Raw genomic sequence first — 23,981 nt, forward strand, 5'->3', positions numbered from 1 at the left:
CACCACTTCACTGGCTGAAGGGGATGTCATCATCACGGGTACTGAGCAATTAGTCGTTTCTACTACCAATGGAGTGGATGTGACCAATAATGCAACCATCGGAGGCACACTAGGGGTGACTGGCGCAACGACTACAGCAGGTATTACGAACACAGGCAATATTACCAACACAGGCAATGTGATTTTTGATGAATTGTCCTTTGATGCAACACTGGCCGCTTTAGATCAGACAACTGATGCGACGACTTTCAACCTACCAAACTTTGCAGGCGCATCAGCCACCCTTGCCACCACAGCTAATGCAAATGGTGTAATGGCAGCTTCGGAAGTTTCCTTTGCAAATGCAACCTCGGGTCTTTCTGCAACAGATGTTCAGGCAGCTATTGACGAAATAGATGCTACAGTCGATGGTTTATCAACTCCTACAATGCAGCAGACTTATGCTCAGGGAAGTACAATTACTACTAATGGCACAAGTGGTAGCGTTACAATTGCCGGTGATCAGTCATTAGCAGTGACAGCCACTAATGGGTTGAATGTTGCAACTGATACTCAACTGGGTGACGACAATACTTTGGATAGGTTATTTATAGATGCTGAAATTCAAGATGATCTAATTTTTGAGGGTGGGGTTGTCGATGGGAATCGACTTACATTATCACCAGGCAATGCATCTGCTAATTATCTGGTGACTTTACCTCAAGCAACTACAACGCTTGTTGGTGATAATGCTACGCAAACCCTGACAAATAAAACCCTTACAAGTCCAGCAATTAACAGTGCAACAATCGAAGGAGGCACAATTGGTAGCACCACTGCGGCTACAATTGCGAATGTGGATCAAGTAAGAATCGACGGAAACTCAGTTTCTTCGGTTTCTGGAAATCTAGCCATCACAGCTAACGCAATTGCTGATATAGATGGAACTGGAGTTACAATTGACGCATCCTCAAGCACAGTTAATATCAACGCTGCGGCTGGAGCAATTAATATTGGTAACAATGCTAATACTCAGCCGATAAATATTGGAACAGGAGCTGCGGTACGAACCATTACCCTTGGGAATACTACTGGAGCAACTACAGTTAATATAGATGCAGGTACAGGAGGTGTAGATATAGATGCCGCTGAACTTGCCATTTCAGGAAGAGCCTCTATTGGCAACACCAACTTTTTAACTGCTGCAACTTCAGATAGTGGAACCCCAAATAAGATGGGGTCAACTTCTGCAACTTCTGCAAATGTTTTTGCAACTACAGGACTTGCTGTTAACGGAGATATTATCTCAAATGCTAACATTTATGCCAGTGGGGCGCTTACATTTTCCGATGAGAGGTACAAAAAGGAAATAGTACCACTTAAAAATGTAGGTGAAAATTTGGCAAAACTAGAAGGAGTATCATACTACTGGAAGAAAGATGAATTTCCTGATAATGATTTTTCTGAAAGACAGCAAATAGGATTAATCGCACAAGAGGTTGAAAAAGTCTTCCCTGAGTTGGTCAATACTTTACCGAATGGGTATAAGACAGTTAACTATCAGGCATTAGTGCCTGTGCTTATCGAAGCACTAAAAGAACAACAAAAGCTTATTGACAAATTGATTGCAGACCTTACCGAAGAAAAAGCTTCTGCTGCTGATTTGAAAAATGCACTCGAAGATCAGCGTAAGCTTTCTGCTATGCAACTTGAGATCATGAGTAAGCTTCAGGAAGAGAATACAGATATTAAAAGTGATGTTGAGATGCTGAAGGAAATTGTCCTTGGAACTAAAACAGCCGATAAAAAAGATTGATGAATAGATTAATCACCATACTATTCTTTTTACCACTGATTTTATCAGCCCAGCAGCTATATATTCCAAGCAATGCTCTGGTACATATATCTGATGGGGCAAATCTTGAGGTAGGGGGAGATTTGGAGAATAATGGGGTTATTCAAAATAATGGGACATTATCTCTTTATGGTGACTGGCTGATAAACAATAATTTCAATGGGCTTGGAGGGAGGTTGCAATTTCTTGGATCTGCAGACCAAAGAATTAGTCCTCCACAGCTTACCGTTGAAGATTTCATTGTCAATAAAGGAGGTGAGCTCTTGCTTACTGGTGATAGTTATTCTGTATCGAATAGATTGGAATTGGATTTTGGGAACATCGTATTACCTGATGGTTCCAGATTTGTTTTAGAATCGACAGCCCGTGTCTATGAAGGATCTAATGCGTCATATTTCGATGGTACTTTAATAATAAGAGGAAGCGGAATAAAAACCTTTCCTCTAGGATCGAATGGTGTATATGCTCCCGTTACATTACTAAATGTATTTGGACTTAACACCGAGATTGCTGCAAACTTTGAAAGGGATAATGCCGTCGATCCAGTGCCTGGAGATAGTCTACTGGGAGTTTCTCATTTAGGCCTTTGGGAGATTGAACTACTTAATGGTGGTACGGACCCAACGCCAGTTTCCATTGACTTCAGCGAAGAAAACCTGGAGTTGGGTGATTTTAGAATTAATAATGATATCAGGCATAGGGTAAACTCCCCAGTCATTGCATACGCTTCTGATCCGGCTGGAATTTATGAATCTCTTGGCGTTAAGTCATTAATGAATTCAGATTCACTCACTTTTGGAACTATAGAGAGTGAACTTCCCATAATGCCCAGCTTAGGGGAAAAAATATATCTCGCCATGGCTCTTGCACCACGTATACCGGAAGAGGGGCTTTACTACATACCAGAGGCATTTTCGCCACAGGCAAGTGACCCTAAGAATCAGACATTTAAAATTTTTGGTGAACGAATTTCAGAAGATGGCTTTGACCTTCAGATTTACAATAGATATGGATCAATTGTTTATTCTACCAGTTCATTCACTGAGGCTAATCAAAATGGTTGGAATGGTGAAAACCAACGAACAGGAGCAGAGGAGCCTGCTGGAGTGTATTATTATACCGTAAGATTTCAATTTGAAACAGGCCTGCCAGTGCAGCAGAAAGGAGCATTTTATTTAGTGAAATGAAAAAGGTCATCACCATATTGCTCATAGGTTTAGCTGCAAGAGTTGCTGGTCAGGATGCTCAGTTCTCCCAGTACTATGCAGCTTCATTGTATCTAAATCCGGCATTTAGTGGAATATACAATGATCCGTCCATTCATATGAACCATAAGCGTCAATTGCAAAGTGTGGACATTGTGAATGAATTGACGCAGGTTTCGTTCATATTCCCTCTCAAGCCTCAAGGCAAGTTGGAACAATCAATTGGGGGCATAGGTCTAATGGCTTTTAATGAAAAAAGCGGCTTTCAGGGTATCTATGAAAGGAATTCTGTTTTTGCAAACTATGCTCACAATTTAAAATTTGGACTACTGAGTTCGTATTTAGTTTCAATAGGAGTCCAGGCGGGCTATGAGATGCGAAAACTTAATTTCAGTAACCTGGCCTGGGGATCGCAATACAATGCTTTTTACGGTTTCGACAATACCCTTCCGATACCTGTTACGGAATTCGATGATCAGCAGCAAAACATAGTGGTGAATGCAGGAATTATGTACTACTACAACCCTGAGAGGAATTACTTGTTGCATAATTATAGTGCTTTCGTTGGCCTTTCTGCTACTAACCTTAACAGGCCCAACACTTCATTTACGGTAGATTCAGAAAGCCCGGAGGCAATGCTGTTTAAGTATAATGGAGGAATCGAGTTTAAAATGAATAAGTTGTTTATAACCCCTAGTTTGTTGTATTTATATATCAGACAGAATCAGCAGTTTAATGCCGGTCTCAATGTAGCCTACGTACCGAACGCTGAGCAGTATCGTGCCAGGGGGACTCAATTACTTATTGGCACGTGGTATCGCCTCAGGGATTCCTTTATTTTCATGGGGGGAGTAAAAGTAAACTCCCTGACGGTAAGGGTGAGTTATGATATGAATACCACCTTGTTTGTTCCTGAAAAAGGGATTGATTTAGCGCAAAATTCTATGGAGATATCAATACAGTACAGCCTCTCCAAGAACCTGAATATGCGTAAAATATCTAATCCGCTTTTCTAGTTTTTTGGATAAATAATTAATCTGGTGCCCGGCTCTAATTCGGTAGAAATCAATCCATTTTGCTCCATAATCAGCTCTTCAGGGACATTGAATTTCTTGGAAACTACTTGAAGGTTATCACCAGGTCTTACGGTGTATATAAAGTCACTACCACTTTTAATATCCGCCGGGACTACCAAGTTAAAATCAGGTTCAATTTCAACATCTTTCTGCAACCTTATCGGCTGATAAACTGAAAGATCATCATTTCCTAGTCCGTTTAATTCCCTTATTTTTTCTTCTGAGACACCCATGGTCGTTGATAGTTTGGAAACAGTAGCACCAGGTCGGATCAAATAGAAATTACCAAATGATTCCCTTCGTTTTCCTATCAAACGAACATCAATACGCCTGTTTAGCTGCCGACCATACGGATTACTATTGTCAGCAATTGGTTTTTCGGACCCATGCCATATTACTGAAATTTTCGATTGGTCAATCCCATTTGCGATCAGATAGTCCCGTGCTGAATAGCCACGGTTTTTGCTAAGTAACAGGTTATAGTCTGCAGCCCCAGTATCATCGGTATGAGATTCAATCTCAATTTTATTCCCGGCATTGCGGAAAGCAACTATTACGTCATCCAATAGGATTTTAACTTCTGGTCGCAATTCTGATGAGTTTACATCGAAAAAGGCTCTTGTGGCATTTGTGAAAACACCTGACTCTTTCTCACGTCTTCCTTCTACATTGAAGTCTTCGAGAACTACGGATTCAGAATCATTTCCTTTCTTGAAGGTCAGGTCGTATTTAGCCGGGGAAATCTTGAATTCAAACTCTCCCACTGAATTTGTATAGCCTTCAATTACTGTCTTGGTATTATCAAATTCAATCAGCGTTATTGCAAAAGAAGATAGTGGCTTGCCTGAGCTAGCCCCTACTAATTTTCCTGTAATGGTAATTTCATCATAACCATCAATCTTGTCAATTGGAAGGGCTATTTTGATATCGTCAAGTTCTTCAGAGGCCAAAATATCTTCGGCACCCATTAATTTCTTAGTATCAGATGAGCTACCCAAGTCGCTATTAGCAGCCAGAGCGATAAGGTCTACTGGCGCTTCGTCTACATCTTTTGCATCTAATGCAAGGTTTTCTGTCAGAATACGATCATTGTTAAATCTGAATTTCTTAATTCTTTCAAGCAATGATTGCTCGTCTGCTGTAAGTGAACCTCTTGCTCGAGCATCACTTTCAGGTAATACATACCGAGTATTTTTTTGAGGTAGCCCTTTATCCAAAACGACCCTGTTGATGAATGCTTTGCGATCTTGAGATAAATTATTGTAGTAAATAAATGCATCTCTTATGAAGCCTTGCTCGGAGGCCTTAATCTCTTCTCCGGAGACTTTTTTCGACAATGCAGCGATGTGAACCTTTTCTCTTCCTGTTACTTCAGTCAGCTTGTGCTCGTCGCTAAGTCGAACTGTACGATCAGAGTACTCTGTTACTAGATAATCCAGTGCAATTACATTGTCTATAACCCGCTTCTTAGCGTCGCTAAGTGCTTCGTATTGACTGATATCGCTGCTTGTCAATCTAGCCGAAGGATCTGCACCTGAAGCTACAGGAGTCGAAGTGCTTACAATGGTTGGTGTCGTTTCGAAAAAAATAGGCTTAGCTTCTGATAAATATGAATCATAGGCTGTGTTAACAAATCGCTCAACTGCACTCTTTTGCGACTCAGTTAAGTCCGGTCGTAATTTTAATAATTTGTCTACTGTTTCTTCCGGGCTATCACCAAGGGCAGCTTGAAGTTCAGATTGTGAAAAAGTGGTTTCCGTAAGATAAATACTTGAGTTAGCAAGGTTCGAAATTTGCTTTAATAGTAGCTTATCCAGCTTGTTCTGCTCTTGCGTGTTTTTGTTTTTGAAAACATCCAGGTCAGAATTACTTACATTTTGATCAAAATTTGAAAGATCGGAAAGCATAAAAGTTTCCGCGATGGACTTCAGCTTTCCTTTTTCGTCTTCATTTAATGTCTCATAGAAATCCCGATCCTCTTTTACCAGCCGGTATTTTTCTTCATTGCTTAGTCCAATCAACCGCTCTCTAATTGCCGTGCTCACATCATCCACCGCTTCCTGATTGTCCCTAATGAAAACTTTTTCTGACATATCTAAAGCTATACTCTCCAGGTTTCGCTTCTGTTTTAAGTATTTGATGGCAATTCCATCCAGGCTTTTTTGCTCTTTTGGTTCGAAGGAATTGTAGGTAGGAGTGGCAGGCTTGAAGTCCTGCGCGTTTTTTAATCGATCAGAAATTAAGATGTCTATTTTTTCACGCTCATCGGTACCTACACCACTATAGAAACTAAAAACATCATCAGCAAGGTTTACACTATTCCCCATTCCCTGCTGCTCCAGATAAGTAGAAACGATGTTGTCCACTTTTCTTCTTTTATCCGTGCTAAGCTGCTGATAATAATAGTCATCCTCAGTCCGGATGGAACGAATCATATTGCTGGTCATCTTTCTGACCCTGGCATTTACAATCTTATCAATTCGTTCTTTATCGTCTTCGCTCAATGAGTTGTAGACAGCCAGCTGTCTTTCTGTTAAAATCAAGTCAACGTCGGATACGGATGAGGAAAGCATTCTTGAAATAATCTGATTGATAATTTCCGTCTCGCTACTATCGAAATTGTAATCATCTGTAAACAGGGAGTTTCTTCCTGCAATCGTACCTTCATTGGAAACCTCTGAAATGATGTCGCTTTTCGACCTAATATCAAAAGCATAGATGTCAAATTTACCCAAGCCCTCTTCTCTGTTGGATGAGAGATATCCTTTCCGATTGCCCATAAAAAAGAAGATATCGTCTTTGTACGAATTGAATGGAATCCCGGCGTTGTAAATTTCTGCAGATTCAAACTTGGTGCCTCTTGCTATATAAATGTCAAAACCGCCAAAACCTCTGTGGCCATTTGAGGCGAAAAACAATACGCGCTCTCCCGGATCATAGAATGGGGAAACTTCGTTGAAAGGGGTATTTATTTGATCTCCCAAATTCATAGGGGGTCCCCAGTTTTCATCTCCGGAATTAATGCTCATATAAATATCGAGCTGGCCAATACCACCTTCTCTATCAGATACATAGAATAGTGTGTCTCCACCCGGCGTGAGGTTTGGATGTTTTGAGTTGAATCCATACTCATTGATATTAAGATTTAAAGGTTTTGGCTCACTCCATTTGCCACCAACAAGTCGTGAAAGGTATATATGGCAAACATCACCCAAATCCTCGTCACAATTAGTATAATAAAATTTGGTTCTATCTCTATTGAACGATCCTGATCCGTCCCCATATTTTGTGTTGATCATTTTTTCGAAACGATCCCCTTGATCCAGCTCTTTCCACTGTCCATTCACCTTTGTAAATCGAAACAAATCAGCAAAAGACTCACCAAATTGGTTGTCAATTAAGCTTCCTTTCCCACTGCTACGAGCTGATGTAAGGCACAAAATGGAGTCAGAACCTACGCTAAACGCGGCATAGTCATTAAACTCAGAATTAAGCGGGGCGGAAAGAGGGACGAACTTGTGATCCGGGTGGACAAGCGTAATTTGATTTAAGGCTAATTGACACCCATCAATTTCAATCTTTGCTTGTTTGTAGTAGTAACGAAAATTATCTGATTCGTGAAGATCATTATTAACTAAAAAACTTCTGAAGGATTTGAAATTTTTCAAGGCCTGATCATATCTACCCTTCAGCTTTTGCATGGTTGCATAGTAAAAGCCAGCGAGGGGATATCTTATGTCCTGATCAGCGCCAATAGATTCATAATAGTATTCGGCACTCTCATAGTCTTGAACCAGCCTGTAACATTCTCCAAGCTGATATTGGGCTTTCAAGTTTGTTGGATTTTCATCCAAAACTGCCTTGTAATGCCTTATGGCATTCATGTACTGATCATTCTTAAAATAATCATCGCCAATAGTTAAGAGTCTTTGAATCGTTGCGTGATTGCCTTGCGCCGCAGCAAATAATCCAATTAAAAAACCAAGAAGAAAGAACGACTTTCTCATAACTTAAAAATTTTTATTATCCATTACCTGTTAGAATAAACGCCCCCCACACTTTAGGATCATTGTACTTTTCCTTCAATTTAAGCTGTGCGTGCCTGAGAGACTCACTAACATTGTTTGTTTCTGTAAATTTTTTATAAAAATGAATCATTAATTCACTTGTAGCTGCATCATCGACTTTTGTTAAGCTTGTGATTATATTTCTGGCTCCCGCCACCATAAACGCCCTTTGCAGTCCATAAACACCCTCCCCATTCTCAATATCACCCAAACCAGACTCACAGGCAGAAAGTACGACAAGTCGTGTCCGGCTCAAATCTAAATTCATTGCTTCATAAGCTGTAAGTATTCCGTCATTCTCCGGAATAGTTGCAATACCATTAATAAACCTTGAGAATGTAACGGATGCACCAGTTAAATAGATACCAGACTTGAACAAGGGGTTATTGATAGGGCTATTCGCTGAAATAAAATTATATTGATCACCAAAGAAGCCATGTGTGGCGATATGAAGAACCGTAGGGTTATAGGCTGATCTGATTTTCAATTCGTTGGCATCTTTCTTCAAATAAGTTTTCAAATCCCATCCGTCATTTAGAATGCTGCCTATTTGACTAATCTCTGATTCTGATCCCGGAAGACTGGACAGGTTTAAATGGTCTTCTACATTGTCGGGATTAAACGCCGGATTGCCAAATAAATAGGCCTTTTTATTGAAGATTTGAGCCTCTGGCCTAAAAAGGTCTTTTGTACTTGTGAGGTAGGTAACGTAGTATTTATTGATCACATGCTTTCCATCAGGCATGGTTAAAGCATTTGGATTCATTTTATTAAAAATACCATCTGGCGCCATTTTAACAGAGGTAACACCATTAATGACTTTGTCGATCGGATTCCAGAAAACATCATAGGTTTCCTTCTGATCTACATTGAATAGGATTGAGTTTTTGTACTTAGCATAGTGCTGATCTTCAGTTTTATAATCGCCACCCAAAACCACATAAGAAGGCTCTGTTTGCCCATGTTTAAAAATAATGGCCAGATATTGTGTGAAATCAGTAAAGCCGAAAAGGGTGCCCTCAGTTTTAGTTAAAGATTTAAACTCTCTCACCCGAACTACCTCAATAATGGCCTCATTTGGTTTCACATAATCCTGTATTGATTTCCAGTTTTGCTCTACTCGCTGTAGCACTCCTTCAAAGTTTTCAAGCTTTTGCATTAGCTCTTTTTCCTGCCGCTCAACTTTCGATTCTTCAAACTTCAGGTTGATATTTTGCTGCTCCAGCTCTTGTACCCCCATCTGATAGTAGCTGGCAAGTAGTCGCTTGTCAGATTGCCACCTACGAAAATTTTCCTTGAGCTCCTCATCCGGGCTTTCAAAAATGATTTCACGCACCTTGTCGGAGGTGCTAAACAGAATAGCCTTTGTTTTAACCTGAAAATCAAAAATGGTTTTGATGAGATCAGGTTTTTGATTGAGTAATTCAAAGGCGATATAATTGTACCGATCTATATTTGATTTAATGTTCTGAAAGAAAGACTGACGTTCCTGTTGCGTCATGATAGGGAATAATGTACCTATCTGCCCGATTTGTATTTCAATGGATTTTCGAAAGAATTTCTCAGCGTCCATCTTGTTGTTGATAGCCAGACAATGCATACCCATATACTCCAGAGCACTTCCATAACCCGGATGGTTGACTCCCAGCACCCTTTCTCTTATGTCAACAGCCTCTTTGTAGTATTTTTCGGCTTCTAGTTCCCTTCCGTTTGCACTGTAGAGCACACCGAGGTTAATAAGCGTAGTGGCATAATCCGGATGGTTTTTGCCATATATTTTTTCGTCAATCTGAAGTACCTCTATGTAGTACCTCTCGGCCATTGCATTATTGCCCAACTTTCTTTCTACTCTCGCCAGATTATTAAGTGCGTTGGCATAATAAGGGTGATTGCTGCCAAACTTTGCTTTATAGGTGGCCAGTGCAGAAACAAACATATCTCTTGCCAGAGCTACATTCCCTTCATCCAGCGCAAGGGTGCCCAGGTTATTTTTGGCAGTAGCATAAAAAGGGTGATCTGTGCCCACATTTTCTTCGCTTTCTTTCACTACCTCGCTAAACATCTCTTTAGCTTTATCGTGATTGCCAAGTTGATGGTAAAGAATCCCCAAATCATTCAGCGTTTCGATTATTAAGATATCAGCTTCATCAGGAATACTTCTTTTCAGAGAAAGAACTTCCAGTAAGGTTTTTTCAGCCTCACCAAAACGCCCCATTCTTTCATAGAAAAGTGCCAGGTGTTCCAATGACTCGGCCTGCTCCACGGCATATTGACCACCTAATGATCTGTAAATGGTGGAACTTAGGTTAATGAATTTTTCGCCCTCAATGGGATCCCCGGTCAGAATAAGAATTCTCCCTTTGTGCATGCATATCTCAGCAAAATCAGGAGAAAGGTCATTTCCACTTGCCACCAGTTGATCATAGCAATTGTTGTAAATACTCAGTGCCAATGTATAGGAACCTGCCTCTTCATAAAGTGTGGCCAGCTTGGATCTTGCAATCCAGTAATCAACTTTATCTCCGGGAATTTGATCAAAAATGTCCAACGACTTTTGAATGTATCTCCTGGCTAAATCATATTCTACCTGCTCAGTGTATAAGATGCCCATATTTAAAAGGGCATTCGCATAGTCTTTTTGATTTGGGATACCTGCTTCCTCATGGTAAAGGATGGAGAGGTTCAGGTTTCGCTCTGCTTCAAACGGATCAAGCAAATTGAGGCTTAGAAACCCAAGATTGTTGTAGATGTTGGCGCGTTGGTGATACGTCAGGTCATCTATATGATTTTCAACAATAAATTTGAAATTCTCTGTGGCCTGTTCCCAATGATTTTTATCGAGATTTTCTTCAGCTTGAGTGATCAGGCCATTGACGTTTTGACCATTGGATACACCTATTGCTAATGAAAAAAGTATACCAGCAAGTACGTTTTTCATGGCGGTGATAATAATACACCACTAACCTAACACTTTAATTACCAAATGATAAATGTATAATTGAAGGAAAGAGGGAATTTTTTGCAGTTAAAAAGGATTTAGTAACCTAGATGTAAATTTTTCGGTAAATGCCTTTCTTTGTGGCACGAAAAACAGGCGTATGACAGGCAAACTCAAAGTTTTTAATTCCCTCACCCGACAGAAAGAAGAGTTCCAACCCCTTCACCCTCCACATGTGGGAATGTACGTTTGCGGCCCTACGGTTTATAGCAATGTACACCTGGGAAACGTGCGTACTTTTTTGAGTTTCGATGTTGTCAATAGATACCTCCGATTTTTAGGATATAAAGTTCGATATGTTCGAAACATTACGGACGTAGGACACCTTTCTGATACTGGTGAAGATAAGATTTCCAAGAAAGCCAAACTGGACAAGCTGGAGCCGATGGAAATCGTCCAAATGTACGCCAATGATTTTCATGATGTCATGCTACAGTTCAATGCTATTCCACCTGATATTGAGCCTTCGGCGATTGGTCATTTAATGGAACAAATTGAGATGACTCAAAAGCTCATCGATAATGGCTATGCATACGAATCCAATGGATCTGTCTATTTCGATGTGGAGAAGTACCACAAGGAAAATGACAACTCCTATGGTGTGCTTTCAGGAAGGAAGATAGAAGACTTGCTAAGTGACACCCGTGATCTGGATGGTGGTGGAGATAAGAGGAGTCCTTTGGATTTTGCACTATGGAAGAAGGCTGCTCCCGAGCACATTATGCGGTGGAAAACCCAGTGGAGCGATGGATTCCCGGGCTGGCATCTGGAGTGCTCGGTGATGAGTACCAAATACCTCGGCGAAGAATTTGACATCCATGGTGGTGGTATGGACTTACAGTTTCCTCATCATGAGTGTGAGATCGCACAGAATGCAGGCACCCATGGAAAAGGAGGAGCGAAGTATTGGCTGCACACCAATATGCTTACGGTAAACGGTCAGAAAATGAGTAAGTCGCTAGGTAACTCGTTCCTTCCACGTGAGCTAATGACCGGAGATCATGAGCTGCTGGAACGAGGCTACAGCCCGATGACGATTCGTTTCTTTATGATGCAATCGCACTATGCGAGCACACTCGACTTTTCCAATGAAGCACTGGAAGCTTCCAGAAAAGGATATGTACGACTGGCCAACGGAATGCGCCTGATGCATGAAATGGAATGGATCAAAGACTATGGCGAGCTGGATGAAAAGCAGGTAGAACAGATCAATAAGATGTGCGACAATTGCTATCATGCCATGAACGATGACTTTAATACTGCCCTGACCATTGGGCATTTGTTCAATCTCGTAAAAAAGATAAACTCACTCCACACCGGACAATTGAAGTATGCTGAAATCGGTGAGGAGGCTTTTAAGCGAATGAAAAAAACTTTCTTGGGCTTTGCTGAGGATGTGCTTGGGCTGAAAGTAGAAGCGGATGTGAACTACAAAGTACTGATAAATACTATTATTGGAGAGTACAAAGACGCAAAATACAATCGTGATTTTGAGCGGGTGGATAAGCTACGAGCCGAGCTAAAAGCAGAAGGCATTGTAGTTAAGGATATGAAGGAGAAAATTGAATGGGCCTTTGAGGAGTGAGGTCGATTTACGATTGATTCGATTTGGGGATTGAAGATTGTTCTTATTTGCCCTTAATTTTTTGCTCCAATTCTTTGATGCATGTTTCAATCACTGGCATAATTTCTTGAAATTGATTTTCTGTTGACTCACTTGAGACTTGTAAATATTCTTGTTTAGAGAACTTTTCTTGAATTTTTTTAGTCGAGCAAATACAATACTCTTTTGTAAAAGCAGGATGATTAATAGCAGTTTTATCAGCATCCTTTAAGCACTATTGACCAGGATTTCGTAATCACTCTGACTCCATTCAGGCTTTACTAAAAGCTGCTGAAGCCCATTTATTGACCCATAACCAGCTACTAGAATAATTAGGAAAATGACCAAATGTTTTCCTTTCATAGTCTGGATTATTCTTTCTTTATTCAAAATATCTAATCTTCAAATCGAGTCAATCACCAAATCGTCAAATCCCCTTAGCCCTTTCCCAATACGCATCCATCTCTTCCAGCGTCATCTCTCCCAGACTTTTTCCATCTTTTTTAGATTCAGACTCGAGATACTGAAAGCGTTTGATGAATTTCTTATTGGTGCGCTCCAGTGCTTCTTCCGGATTGATGTCCACAAAACGCGCATAATTGATCAATGAGAATAGCAGGTCACCAAACTCTCCGGCTTGCTTTTCCTTGTCGGTTTCCTGCTGGAATTCTTCCATCTCTTCATTTACTTTTTCCCACACCTGATCCTGGTTGTCCCAGTCAAACCCAACCCCTCGCGCTTTTTCTTGTATGCGCATCGCCTTTACCAATGCAGGTAAAGATTTAGGCACCCCGCCCAGCACAGATCTGTTCCCCTTTTCTTTCAGCTTAATCTTTTCCCAGTTGGCTTTCACGGTTTCTTCGTCTTCAGCATTCAAATCCCCATAAATGTGTGGGTGACGGTTGATCAACTTATCACAGACCGAGTTCAACACATCGTCTACATCAAAGGATTTTTTTTCCCTCCCAATGCGGGCATAAAACACCATATGGAGCATTAAGTCTCCCAACTCTTTTTTCACCTCGTCCAAATCATTTTCGATGATCGCATCGGAGAGTTCATAGGTCTCCTCAATAGTGAGATGACGCAGCGTTTCCATTGTCTGCTTCTTATCCCACGGACAATTCTCCCTCAACTCATCCATGATGGTAAGCAGACGGTCAAACGCTTCGAGCTTGGCTTTTCTGTTTGGGTCTGGGGTGGATAGTGGTTTGTTTAGCATATCTACAATAAGTCATTAACATCCCCCTTCCATCGCTTTTGCCTACACACCCCCCTTCAAAGGGGGAATAATGTCCCCTTCAGGGGACTACAGGGGTGTCTTTTGGAATTATTACAAAGATGAGCTTGTTCATCAACTACAGCCGCAAATTGGCTAATTTTGTACCAAAATCGGAACGAATGCAGGTAGTATTATTAGGAATCGGAATATTCGCGTTGTTTTTTGTGGGGTTGTCCATCCGTATTTTGCTAAAAAAAGATGGAGAATTTAAGGGGACATGCGCCTCTCAAAACCCTTACCTCAACAAAGAAGGTGCGTCCTGTGGATTTTGTGGAAAGACCGTGAAGCCCGGAGAAGACTGTGCAAACCCTGATTCTGAGGTAAATAAGGTCCTCGCCAAGTTCTGACAAGAAGGCTTTTTACTTCTACCTACATTTCTATCTTTGCGCACCGCTTTAAAAAATAGAACGCTTTGACATTAATAAAATCAATATCCGGCCTGCGTGGAACGATAGGAGGAAAAGCCGGAGACAATCTATCGCCTCTTGATGTTGTCAAGTTTGCTGCCGGCTATGGTGCCTGGCTCAAGGACACACATAAGAAACCTAAAGTTATTATTGGTAGAGATGCACGCCCATCAGGCGCGTCTTTTACTCAACTGGTAGCTAATACGCTGATCAATCAGGGTATAGATGTTATTGATTTGGGGTTGAGCACCACGCCTACCGTAGAAATGGCGGTACTTGCCGAAAAAGCACAAGGTGGTATTATTCTTACAGCCAGCCACAATCCGGCAGGATGGAATGCCCTCAAACTTTTGAACAATAGAGGTGAGTTCATTTCTGCCGAAGAAGGAAAGGTAGTGCTAGACTACTCCGAATCGAGTGACATTGAATTCGCTCAATCCGGGAAGCTTGGCAAACTAAGCAACAACGATTTTTACATTGACTATCACATAGAACAAATCCTGAAACATCCACTCGTAGATGTTGAGGCAATTAAAAAGGCCGGATTTAAAGTCGTGGTTGATGCGGTAAATAGTACCGGTGGAGTATCTATAGTGCCCTTACTAAGACAAATGGGAGTAGAAGTAAAAGAACTTTTCTGCGAACCAACAGGCAACTTTCCTCACAATCCTGAACCACTCCCTGAAAACTTGCAGCAAATCTGTAGCGAACTGGAAAATGGAAGCTATGACCTTGGGGTTGTAGTGGATCCTGATGTTGACAGGCTAGCTTTAATCTGTGAAAATGGAGAACCATTTGGTGAAGAGTATACACTTGTTGCTGTTGCTGATTATGTGCTTTCACAGAAAAAGGGAAATACGGTTTCCAACTTATCCTCAACCCGGGCATTGAGAGATGTGACAGAGAAACATGGATGCGAATACAACGCATCAGCTGTTGGTGAGGTTCATGTAGTATCCAAAATGAAAGAAACGAATGCGGTGATTGGCGGAGAAGGAAATGGCGGAGTGATCGTTCCTGACTTGCATTACGGAAGAGATGCTTTGGCTGGTGTGGCATTGTTTTTAACTCATTTAGCCAAATTTGGAAAGAGTGCTTCTATGTTGAGAGCGACCTATCCAAACTACCATATTTCCAAAAACAAGATTGAATTAACACCGGAAATCAACGTGGACGGTGTATTGGATGCAATCAAGGAAAAATACAAAGGTCAGCCCATCAACACGATCGATGGTGTAAAGATCGAGTTTGATAAGGAGTGGGTACAATTACGAAAGTCAAATACTGAACCGATTATTCGTATTTTTGCAGAGTCAGAAAGTCAGAATACAGCCGAACATTTGGCTAAAAAGCTGATGATGGACATTAAGGAGATCATATCCAATACCTAATTCGTTATATTTAGATAATGAAAAATGAGGACAAAATAGTTGAGTTACTATCTGAAATGCTAGTCAAACAAGATGCGTTTGTGACTGGAATTGATAAGGTAGATAAACGGTTCAATGGTGTAGAGCGCAAGCTTGGAGGAATGGAGCGGGAATTAAAAAAAGTTGCTGCTATACAAGAAAGACAGGAGCAACTCATGCTTAAACTCCTCGAAATCATGGATGATGATGTTCCAAAATTTGATCAGGTTATTAATATAGAAAACCTCAAGGATGGATCTGTGATCTTGAAAAGGCATCAATAGTATGAAAGTGTATTTTGATAATGCTGCTACTACAGCGATCGACTTAGACGTTTTTGAGGCGATGAAGCCTTATATGCTGGAACATTTCGGTAACCCATCTTCCATTCATTCGCATGGAAGGCAGGTTCGAACGGCTATAGAGCGCTCAAGAAAAAAAGTAGCTGATTTATTGAATGCTGCGCCTGCAGAAATCTTTTTTACTTCCGGCGGAACCGAAGCTGATAATACGGCCATTCGATGCACGGTGAGCGAAAAGCAAATCAAACACATCATCACGAGCAAAGTTGAACACCATGCCGTACTTCATACTGTCCAGTCATTGGAAAAAAGAGGTATGAAAGTGAGCTATGTTGACCTGAATGACAAGGGTCAGGTCGATTATGATCATTTGGAAAGCTTGCTCAAAAGCAATCCGGATACGTTGGTGACGTTGATGCATGCCAACAATGAAATCGGCAACCTGCTGGACATTGAAAAAGTGGGCGACATGTGTCAGGAATACAAAGCATGCTTCCACTCAGATACCGTACAGAGTATGGCGCACTACGCGCATGACATGCCTAACCTGAAATTGGATTTTGCTGTAGGTTCTGCTCATAAGTTTCATGGGCCAAAAGGAATCGGCTTTTTATACATCAACCATAAGAATAAAATCCATCCATTCATCCACGGTGGTGCCCAAGAGCGAAACATGCGTGGAGGCACTGAAAACGTGTACGGAATCGTTGGCCTGGCTAAAGCCATGGAGATTGCGTATGCTGATATGGATGGACATAGAAAGCACATTGAAGGTCTGAAGAAGCACATGATTGAAAAGCTGAAAGCATCGATTGATGGAATCGCTTTCAATGGGGTTTCAGATGAACTTGACAAAAGCCTTTATACTGTTTTGAATGTTTGTCTGCCACCAAATGACGATAACGACATGCTGCTGTTCAACCTGGACATTGCTGGCGTTTCTGTATCAGGAGGAAGTGCATGTAGTAGCGGGTCAAGTATTGGGTCACATGTCTTGGCGGAGCTAAACAGGGATCAAAATCGTGGAGCGATTCGATTTTCTTTCAGTAAATACAATACCTTAGAAGAAGTGGATTATGCGGTTGAAAAGCTGACTCAGCTTTATCAGCCTGAGATTACTTCTGCATGAGGATAAAACCAATTTTTCATTCTTTTCAAGCCGGTGATTTAATTCACATTATTCCCAGATTAATCGTAGCTATTATTCTGGCTCAAACCCTTCCATTTAAGTTTAGCGGAGCGGAAGAAAGTGTCTGGATATTTGAGAAGATCGGATGGGAACCTTGGGGTCGTTATCTGATTGCCAGTATTGAGTCTGTTTCCACTTTCCTCCTACTGACCAACTATTACATTTTTGGTGCCATCATTTCACTCAGTATTATCAGTGCCGCCAACTTCCTCCATTTCACGAAGCTTGGTTTTATTGTGAACAATGATGGAGGATTACTTTTCATAATGAGCATCATCGTCATCTTCTGCTCGCTTTGGATCATCCTATATTGGAACATGCAGCGAGTGGAAAGCAAAACCTCCAACTTTGATTTCGATTGGAGCGATGAAGATTATTTGGAAGAGGATAATTAACTAGCTGTTTCAGACGTTATCGAAGCGTTATGAAAAAAAAGTTTGTTTTTGCTATAATTAGTACAATAATCATTCTTTCGTGTAAAGAAAATAATTCAGAGTTAATACCAGTTGAAGGAACCTACTCAGGTGTTTTCAATGTGCATTATGACGATCAGACTAACAGTGGAGAAACCAGGCTTTCTTTACAATCAGGAAAGTTTGAATGTGATGGAAATCCCGATAGGATACCTGCAGGGGGTTCTGGGACTTATAAAGTGGAAGCTAATACGATCATTTTTAGAGATGAAAATGTCTGGACTGCAGATTTTGACTGGGGTCTTATTCTATCCGGTGAGTATACTTATTCTTTTGATGGAAGTAATTTGATATTAATAAAAACTAATGGATGGGGTAAATATGAATATTTGCTTAAGTTAGAATGATTTCCCGCCCAATACGTTAGCATCATTAATGAGGGTTAAACTAGTTTTTATTCTTCTGGTAATCATTGGGCATTTGGCTTCAGGTCAAAAGTTGATCTCCCAATCTGAGCATGTTGAGTTATTTCAGCAGCAGAGTACTGACTCGCTTGTCACGCTAAACTCTTCAAATACAATAACAGCCTTAGCCATTAAATCTGAGAGTGAAGGAGTTTTCAAGTTGGTGCTTGGCGAAGAGGAACGAATGATCCCCAGAGACCCTGATGTGGACGATCCTACCTATTTTATTTCACTGGAAAATCCCACGAAAGAGATAATCCTCTTGGTTCGCGAAGGAATTGATTTTGATATATACCTGATCGCCAGTAGTCAGCCACCCGCTTTTAGTCCGGATCAATTTAGAAATTCACAATCCAATGAATGCAATGATCCACCACCGGCCGTACCTCAATCAACCTGGAGGAGTGGCTTACCCGAACCCAATTACACACGTTCTTTTCATGAAGTCTTTCATAATGTTATCCATCACTCCGCAGGGTCAAATACAAATACCAATTACACACAAGTCGTGAGGGATATTTACCTCTATCATACTGAAGTAAATGGCTGGTCTGATATCGGGTATAATTACCTGATAGCTCAGAATGGCACCTTGTATACCGGAAGAGATCCCGGAAACGGCAGTCAGGATAATGTGCGAGGCGCACATTTTTGCGGAGCAAACTCAGGTACATTAGGCATTTGTCTTCTGGGAAATTATGAGACGGCAACTGTCACCGCATCTACGTGGGAAACTTTAGAATCGCTCGTGACTTTTGAGCTGCTGGATCAGGGTCGCGATCCATTTGATTCATTCAATCATTCGTTGGGAAGTTTGGGAACAATTGTCGGTCATAGAGACGGGTGTGCTACCCTCTGTCCGGGTGAGAATGTGTATAATCAATTGATGACTTTCAAGTCAACTGTAGATGCTAAAATGCAGGAATGTATAGAACCTGAATTGTTGACAATAAAAACTGATACCACATTAGTAAAGGTTGCCGAAACTGTCGTTTATCAGGCACAGGGAGATTATGAGGAGTTTGAATGGATACTGCCTGGAGCGCTTCCACGGACATGGAGAGGGGAGTCTGTTTCAGCGACTTATGCAGTTCCCGGAACTATGACATCACACTGATCGCAAGAAGAGGATCAATCTCAGATACATTGACATTAGATGAATTCATGAAGGTAAGCTTGATGGAAAATGAGCCAGTGGTTTTTCCTAATCCGGTTTTAGGTCAAAATAAGATCAACATTGATTTTGTGGATGAAATAGTAGCCACAATGCTTTATGATTTTAATGGGAGACTGGTCGGCCAGTGGAATTCTGAATCCATCCTGCTGAACGAATTGCGACCAGGCATCTATTTTTTATCTATTAAGACAAGCACTCAGGTTTTTAAAGAGAAACTGGTGATCCTTTAGACAGGATTTATGCCGCACTTTTTATCATTTCAATGTGGATAGTGATTCCTACAATATCCTGAAAATCCATTCCGGTTTCCAACATATCTTCATCATCTTCCTCAGCAAACCAGATGACCTTGACATTTTTTCCTTTGTCCTCCAGTTTTTTTAGCTCTTTGATAATTAAATAAATGCACCGCGCAGAGCTGGTGTTGAAGTACATCATTTTAAACTTTGCCTTGATATCATTTTTAGCAGATTTGGACATCATGGCTATGGCTCTTAAGAATGGCTCATAAAACTCCATTGTGTTTTCCGGGCTGGATCGACCCCCTAATTTTATAATACCGGCCTGATAATTCACACAGGCATATGGAGTAGTTCGGGTTGCTTCTTTTATATAGGACTCTTTCATAATACTGACTTTAGACTTTCACACCGATAATGAGCATATCATCTAATTGCTCTTCATCACCTCGCCAATCTTCTATCTCTTTTTCGAGGAGTTGCAATTGTGAATCAGTGTCTTGGTTATTGATAGATTGTAAGAATTTTTTAAAGTTTTTGGAGGAATACTTTCTGTCTCCCTCACCTCCAATTTGATCCTGGAAACCATCGCTATAGATATAGAATGAATCGCCTGCTTTTAGCTCCATGGAATGGTTGGTGTACTCTTTGTCTATTTTACCAAAATAGGAACCTATAGGCATGCGATCGGCACGTGTCTCGAGCAACTCACCATCTCTGAAAAGACATAAAGGATTGAAAGCACCAGCATATTCCAATACTTTGGTACGATGATTTATGGTGCAAAACGCTATATCCATTCCATCCTGCTGTGAGTTTTCTTCTCCTTGCTCCATGGTGGTGATAACCTCTTTTCGCATTGCATTTAAAATCTTAGCTGGTTCTGTATGATGGTCGGGGACAATCTTGTTCAGAATTGTATTTCCAATCATACTCATAAAAGCACCAGGAACGCCATGACCTGTACAATCTACCGCTGCGATGTAAGAGATATCATCTACGTGCTTGAACCAGTAGAAGTCCCCACTAACAATATCACGAGGGCGATAAAATACAAAAGAGTTTGGAAGGTATTTTTTGATACTTTTTTCCGAAGGCAGAATCGCTTCCTGAATTTTCTTGGCATACCGGATACTTGAAGTGATATCCTTGTTTTTAGACTCAATGATTTTCTTCTGTTTGTTCAGTTCCTTGTTTGATGCTTCAAGTGATAGCCGAGCAATGATTTCTCGTTTGGTCAGATTATATCGCGTTTGAATCAGAATGATGGAGAAAATCATGACTGTACCGGTGAGTAATCCACCGCTCGCGAGGATTTCCTCTACTCCGAGGGTGCTGTTTCTAATCAAGAAAAAGAAGTTCGCAGCAATAGAAATAACTACCACAATAATGGACCAGTAGATTTTCCATAGAACAAGCATGCCTGCACCAATAAATAGCGCGATGTAGGCGAGCGTGTGTTTTTGAAGAAGATCAGCATCCATCAAACTCCACATGAATGCATTTTGAATAGAAATCAGGAGGAAGGGAACGAAAATCAGGAAGTCAGCAGAGATATTCAGCGGCTTTCTTAGAACCAAAAGGATGGCTGTCAGCGCTGATACTGCTAGTCTGAATATGAAAAAGACCTCAAAATGGTGATTAACATTGATGTAATCGGTAGCGCCAAATACAAGATTGAAAATAACAGCGACCCATGCTCCTGCAATGTGATACTTGACTGTTGCTCGCTTGAGGGCTCCTTCCCATTGCACTTCAAGAGCACGTTGGGCTAGAATTTTAGATGTATTCATAAACTCCTTTCGGTTGTTGGTTAATAGATAACCAACCTACGAAGGGAGCCTGTGTTTTGGATTTCTGATTTAAGTGCTTTCTGAAATAATCAGACTAAACCCAACTCCATGATGGTTACGAATTTCGAGTGTAGTGTCTTCCCTTAAATACTTCCTCAGGCGTGTAATGAAGACATCAAGACTTCTTCCTTTGAAATAGTCGTTTTCTCCCCAAATGGTTTCAAGGATAAACTCTCTTTTTACAAGCTCATTTTGATTGCGAATGAGGAGGCCAAGCAAATCGCCCTCCATTTGCGTCAGTGTTTGTTTGTGATCCTTATAGGAGTACAACAGGTTTCTAACATCAAATTGTGAATCACCAAGTTGAATAATCTTAGTGCCTGATTCCTGTGATGGTTGGTGATTGGCTCGCCTTAAAAAAACATTGATACGGTATTCCAATTCTTTCATGGAGAATGGCTTGGTCACATAATCATCTCCACCTATTTCAAAGCCTGCAAGCCTGTCTTCTTCTTGTGATTTAGCAGTTAAGAAAATAATAGGGACAAATTCATTCACCTCTCTGATCTTGGATGCCAGCTCAAACCCATCCATTTTAGGCATCATCACATCTAAGATGCAAATCTCGAATGTGTCTTTTTGAAAAGCATCAAATGCCTTGGATCCGTCTGAGCACCAGGTCACTTCGTTGTTCAGTGATTGCAGATTATCCTCGATCATAAAACCGAGGTTTTCATCGTCTTCTGCGAGTAGGATTTTAGCCATTAGGCAATGTTATTTTAAATGTACTCCCAACTCCTTCAGTTGAATCGACCGAGATTTTACCTCCTAATTTTTTTATTTCTGAAGCCACAATATGCAGCCCCAACCCAAAACCTTTTTGATTGTGCTGGTGACTGGACTCAGGGACACGATAGAATTTCTTGAAAATCTTTTTTTGATGTTTCTTCGGTATTCCCTGACCATTATCACTAACCGAAATGGTAGTACTCTTTGATGACTGATCGACATGAATTGAAATATGCTTTCCACCATATTTCACGCTGTTATCTACCAGGTTTCTCACACAGTTCTCAAGGAATTTTTTATTAGAAAGTATTGATCTGTCTGCAGTGCCTGATAACGACCATTCAATCATTTCACCGGAATATTCCTCCTTTACTTCTGTCACTATATCCTGAAGAAACTCCATGATTTGAACAGGAGCTTTCTCTACTTTTAAATGTGACTCTAATAATGAAGAGTGGAGGATGTCCTCAACATTTTTCTGTAGTCTACCAACCTCTTTTTGTATGACCTGAACATACTTATTCTCCTTATCTCCGGATCGTTCTTTCAAAGTTTCTGAGGCGAGCGATAAAGTGGCTAATGGCGTTTTTAATTCGTGGCTGACATTGTTGATGAAATCTTTTTGAACCTCACTTAATCTCTTTTGCCGTAGAATCACGAACAAAGCAAATCCGAAGAATATGGTAACAACTAGTGTAATTGCTGTGGTGAATTTCCAGAGGTCAAATCCCGCAAAAAGGTTTCTGGACTTTTCCGGAAAGTAGACCCCAAAATAGTACTCATCGTTCTTGAGTACCGGCATGATATCTTGATCATTTTCTGCCATGAGGTTCACATTCTCAGCATATACCATCTTATCGTTAGCGCAATCGTAAACCCCATATTCAAAATCCTGCGAAATAGACCTTTTTTTAATTTCTGCAGAAATGAGATACTCGAGATTGGCCAGATCTATTCGATCATTTGTACGCACGATGAAATAATTCCCGGACACTTGCTCCACTGGATTAACCGTTGGAAAATCTTTTCCGTTTGCTTCGCAAAGAGATTCGACCACATTTCTTAAGGCTACCTGCACATTATAGTTGAAAACCTGATCTTGTTGCTCGATTGCACGGTTGAGCCAAAAGACTTGCGTGCCTACAATACCTAATAAGGTTAAAACAGCAAGAATGATTAAAACACGAATGTGTGCATTCTTCATACCATCAAAAGTAAGCACTTCAAAGGGTAGAAATTGGTGTTTAACAACTCGTTAACAATCATTAAGAGGTTATTAACAGTGATTTGGAAGCTGACCACACAGCTTTGGTTCAAACAAAATTTTAGAAATATGAGAAAAGCAACATTTATCGTAATGCTGGGTATCGCAGTAGCTGTGGTAGCCGGGATGGCACCTTTAAAGTGGAAAACTACTTCAATTGATTTGGGTCAGGTTTCCAAAGATGAGGTTAAGGAGCTAAGTTTTGAATTCACCAACACCAGTGGGGAAACCATAAGAATTATTGAAGCCAAAGGTTCATGCGGATGCACAAATGTGAAGTATCCTGAAGGAGAGATCAAGGCTGGTGAATCGGCATCTATTTCTGCCAATTTCAAATCCGGGAAACTCGGTGCTTTCAAAAAGAATATTCGAATCAAAACCTCTGACTCTGATGAGTACACTTATTTGTACTTCAATGGAGAGGTGGTAGAATAATTTCTGAGTAGCAAGCTGCCTAACCTGGTGGCTTG

21 protein-coding genes are annotated in these 23,981 nt (G+C 40.8%); 13 read left to right on the forward strand and 8 right to left on the reverse strand.

All coding sequences use genetic code 11. The features are described 5' to 3' along the window. The 3 genes from RIC88_RS07100 to RIC88_RS07110 all read left to right on the forward strand — a co-directional run. Positions 1–1,795 (forward strand): tail fiber domain-containing protein (locus RIC88_RS07100; RefSeq protein WP_350216829.1); only part of this gene is annotated, 1,795 nt, incomplete at its 5' end. After that, entirely contained in the window at positions 1,795–3,021 is a 1,227-nt protein-coding gene (locus RIC88_RS07105; protein WP_350216830.1) for a T9SS type B sorting domain-containing protein, read from the forward strand. The genes RIC88_RS07100 and RIC88_RS07105, both read left to right, overlap by 1 nt. Further along, a complete protein-coding gene (locus RIC88_RS07110) occupies positions 3,018–4,055 on the forward strand; it encodes a PorP/SprF family type IX secretion system membrane protein (RefSeq protein ID WP_350216831.1) in 1,038 nt (345 codons plus the stop codon). Before RIC88_RS07105 ends, RIC88_RS07110 begins: the two co-directional genes overlap by 4 nt. On the opposite strand, the gene RIC88_RS07115 is transcribed toward RIC88_RS07110, so the two are convergent. Together RIC88_RS07115 and RIC88_RS07120 are read right to left on the reverse strand one after the other, a co-directional pair. Then, entirely contained in the window at positions 4,052–8,122 is a 4,071-nt protein-coding gene (locus tag RIC88_RS07115) for an OmpA family protein (protein ID WP_350216832.1), read from the reverse strand. The genes RIC88_RS07110 and RIC88_RS07115 overlap by 4 nt on opposite strands. 16 nt (positions 8,123–8,138) lie before the next feature. Continuing rightward, complete coding sequence (locus tag RIC88_RS07120) at positions 8,139–11,120, reverse strand: tetratricopeptide repeat protein (protein ID WP_350216833.1); 2,982 nt, start codon at positions 11,118–11,120, stop codon at positions 8,139–8,141. A gap of 160 nt (positions 11,121–11,280) precedes the next feature. On the opposite strand from RIC88_RS07120, the gene cysS reads away from it, so the two are divergent. Continuing rightward, complete coding sequence (gene cysS / locus RIC88_RS07125; RefSeq protein ID WP_350216834.1) at positions 11,281–12,765, forward strand: cysteine--tRNA ligase; 1,485 nt, start codon at positions 11,281–11,283, stop codon at positions 12,763–12,765. 246 nt (positions 12,766–13,011) lie between these two features. Here the strand turns inward: cysS and RIC88_RS07130 are convergent, their stop codons facing one another. Further along, a complete protein-coding gene (locus RIC88_RS07130) occupies positions 13,012–13,146 on the reverse strand; it encodes a hypothetical protein (protein WP_350216835.1) in 135 nt (44 codons plus the stop codon). 64 nt (positions 13,147–13,210) lie between these two features. Continuing rightward, complete coding sequence (mazG, locus tag RIC88_RS07135; protein WP_350216836.1) at positions 13,211–14,005, reverse strand: nucleoside triphosphate pyrophosphohydrolase; 795 nt, start codon at positions 14,003–14,005, stop codon at positions 13,211–13,213. A gap of 179 nt (positions 14,006–14,184) precedes the next feature. On the opposite strand from mazG, the gene RIC88_RS07140 reads away from it, so the two are divergent. From RIC88_RS07140 to RIC88_RS07175, 8 genes are all read left to right on the forward strand, one after another. Then, positions 14,185–14,412, forward strand: a complete 228-nt coding sequence (locus RIC88_RS07140; RefSeq protein ID WP_350216837.1) for a hypothetical protein — start codon at positions 14,185–14,187, stop codon at positions 14,410–14,412. Positions 14,413–14,477: 65 nt separating this feature from the next. Beyond that, positions 14,478–15,863, forward strand: a complete 1,386-nt coding sequence (gene glmM, locus RIC88_RS07145; RefSeq protein WP_350216838.1) for a phosphoglucosamine mutase — start codon at positions 14,478–14,480, stop codon at positions 15,861–15,863. Between the two features lie 17 nt (positions 15,864–15,880). Further along, positions 15,881–16,165, forward strand: coding sequence for a hypothetical protein (locus RIC88_RS07150; RefSeq protein WP_350216839.1), 285 nt, complete (start codon positions 15,881–15,883; stop codon positions 16,163–16,165). 1 nt (position 16,166) lies between these two features. Further along, positions 16,167–17,312 (forward strand): cysteine desulfurase family protein, encoded by a 1,146-nt coding sequence (locus tag RIC88_RS07155; RefSeq protein WP_350216841.1) that lies wholly within the window; start codon positions 16,167–16,169, stop codon positions 17,310–17,312. Further along, on the forward strand, positions 17,309–17,767 hold the full coding sequence (locus RIC88_RS07160) for a DoxX family protein (protein WP_350216842.1): 459 nt from the start codon (positions 17,309–17,311) through the stop codon (positions 17,765–17,767). Before RIC88_RS07155 ends, RIC88_RS07160 begins: the two co-directional genes overlap by 4 nt. 29 nt (positions 17,768–17,796) lie before the next feature. Next, positions 17,797–18,192, forward strand: coding sequence for a hypothetical protein (locus RIC88_RS07165; protein ID WP_350216843.1), 396 nt, complete (start codon positions 17,797–17,799; stop codon positions 18,190–18,192). A 28-nt stretch (positions 18,193–18,220) separates the two neighbouring features. Then, a complete protein-coding gene (locus RIC88_RS07170) occupies positions 18,221–19,366 on the forward strand; it encodes an N-acetylmuramoyl-L-alanine amidase (protein ID WP_350216844.1) in 1,146 nt (381 codons plus the stop codon). 29 nt (positions 19,367–19,395) lie between these two features. Next, the gene (locus tag RIC88_RS07175; protein WP_350216845.1) at positions 19,396–19,656 is read left to right on the forward strand and encodes a T9SS type A sorting domain-containing protein; all 261 of its coding nucleotides are present in this window, start codon (positions 19,396–19,398) and stop codon (positions 19,654–19,656) included. Positions 19,657–19,663: 7 nt separating this feature from the next. Here RIC88_RS07175 and RIC88_RS07180 read toward each other — a convergent pair whose 3' ends face one another. The 4 genes from RIC88_RS07180 to RIC88_RS07195 all read right to left on the reverse strand — a co-directional run bounded on the left by RIC88_RS07180 (position 19,664) and on the right by RIC88_RS07195 (position 23,451). After that, positions 19,664–20,053, reverse strand: a complete 390-nt coding sequence (locus RIC88_RS07180; protein ID WP_350216846.1) for a DUF1987 domain-containing protein — start codon at positions 20,051–20,053, stop codon at positions 19,664–19,666. A 10-nt stretch (positions 20,054–20,063) separates the two neighbouring features. Then, complete coding sequence (locus tag RIC88_RS07185) at positions 20,064–21,458, reverse strand: PP2C family protein-serine/threonine phosphatase (RefSeq protein WP_350216847.1); 1,395 nt, start codon at positions 21,456–21,458, stop codon at positions 20,064–20,066. 69 nt (positions 21,459–21,527) lie between these two features. Further along, positions 21,528–22,223 (reverse strand): response regulator transcription factor, encoded by a 696-nt coding sequence (locus RIC88_RS07190; RefSeq protein WP_350216848.1) that lies wholly within the window; start codon positions 22,221–22,223, stop codon positions 21,528–21,530. Continuing rightward, on the reverse strand, positions 22,216–23,451 hold the full coding sequence (locus tag RIC88_RS07195; protein WP_350216849.1) for a sensor histidine kinase: 1,236 nt from the start codon (positions 23,449–23,451) through the stop codon (positions 22,216–22,218). The genes RIC88_RS07190 and RIC88_RS07195 overlap by 8 nt, the downstream gene beginning before the upstream one ends. Positions 23,452–23,580: 129 nt before the next feature. Between RIC88_RS07195 and RIC88_RS07200 the strand changes: the two genes are divergently transcribed. Then, on the forward strand, positions 23,581–23,946 hold the full coding sequence (locus tag RIC88_RS07200) for a DUF1573 domain-containing protein (RefSeq protein WP_350216850.1): 366 nt from the start codon (positions 23,581–23,583) through the stop codon (positions 23,944–23,946). Positions 23,947–23,981: the final 35 nt, after the last annotated feature.

The sequence above is a fragment of the Ekhidna sp. genome, from assembly GCF_040220215.1.
Lineage (GTDB): Bacteria > Bacteroidota > Bacteroidia > Cytophagales > Cyclobacteriaceae > Ekhidna.

What these genes read in the sequence shown, in the direction of transcription:
- RIC88_RS07110 (WP_350216831.1), top strand. Translation starts at nt 3,018, where the DNA reads ATGAAAAAGGTCATCACCATATTGCTCATAGGTTTAGCTGCAAGAGTT.
- RIC88_RS07160 (WP_350216842.1), top strand. Translation starts at nt 17,309, where the DNA reads ATGAGGATAAAACCAATTTTTCATTCTTTTCAAGCCGGTGATTTAATT.
- RIC88_RS07170 (WP_350216844.1), top strand. Translation starts at nt 18,221, where the DNA reads ATGAGGGTTAAACTAGTTTTTATTCTTCTGGTAATCATTGGGCATTTG.
- RIC88_RS07165 (WP_350216843.1), top strand. Translation starts at nt 17,797, where the DNA reads ATGAAAAAAAAGTTTGTTTTTGCTATAATTAGTACAATAATCATTCTT.
- RIC88_RS07105 (WP_350216830.1), top strand. Translation starts at nt 1,795, where the DNA reads ATGAATAGATTAATCACCATACTATTCTTTTTACCACTGATTTTATCA.
- RIC88_RS07195 (WP_350216849.1), bottom strand. Translation starts at nt 23,451, where the DNA reads ATGAAGAATGCACACATTCGTGTTTTAATCATTCTTGCTGTTTTAACC.
- RIC88_RS07190 (WP_350216848.1), bottom strand. Translation starts at nt 22,223, where the DNA reads ATGGCTAAAATCCTACTCGCAGAAGACGATGAAAACCTCGGTTTTATG.
- RIC88_RS07180 (WP_350216846.1), bottom strand. Translation starts at nt 20,053, where the DNA reads ATGAAAGAGTCCTATATAAAAGAAGCAACCCGAACTACTCCATATGCC.
- cysS (WP_350216834.1), top strand. Translation starts at nt 11,281, where the DNA reads ATGACAGGCAAACTCAAAGTTTTTAATTCCCTCACCCGACAGAAAGAA.
- RIC88_RS07130 (WP_350216835.1), bottom strand. Translation starts at nt 13,146, where the DNA reads ATGAAAGGAAAACATTTGGTCATTTTCCTAATTATTCTAGTAGCTGGT.
- RIC88_RS07120 (WP_350216833.1), bottom strand. Translation starts at nt 11,120, where the DNA reads ATGAAAAACGTACTTGCTGGTATACTTTTTTCATTAGCAATAGGTGTA.
- mazG (WP_350216836.1), bottom strand. Translation starts at nt 14,005, where the DNA reads ATGCTAAACAAACCACTATCCACCCCAGACCCAAACAGAAAAGCCAAG.
- RIC88_RS07155 (WP_350216841.1), top strand. Translation starts at nt 16,167, where the DNA reads ATGAAAGTGTATTTTGATAATGCTGCTACTACAGCGATCGACTTAGAC.
- RIC88_RS07185 (WP_350216847.1), bottom strand. Translation starts at nt 21,458, where the DNA reads ATGAATACATCTAAAATTCTAGCCCAACGTGCTCTTGAAGTGCAATGG.
- RIC88_RS07140 (WP_350216837.1), top strand. Translation starts at nt 14,185, where the DNA reads ATGCAGGTAGTATTATTAGGAATCGGAATATTCGCGTTGTTTTTTGTG.
- RIC88_RS07200 (WP_350216850.1), top strand. Translation starts at nt 23,581, where the DNA reads ATGAGAAAAGCAACATTTATCGTAATGCTGGGTATCGCAGTAGCTGTG.
- RIC88_RS07115 (WP_350216832.1), bottom strand. Translation starts at nt 8,122, where the DNA reads ATGAGAAAGTCGTTCTTTCTTCTTGGTTTTTTAATTGGATTATTTGCT.
- RIC88_RS07150 (WP_350216839.1), top strand. Translation starts at nt 15,881, where the DNA reads ATGAAAAATGAGGACAAAATAGTTGAGTTACTATCTGAAATGCTAGTC.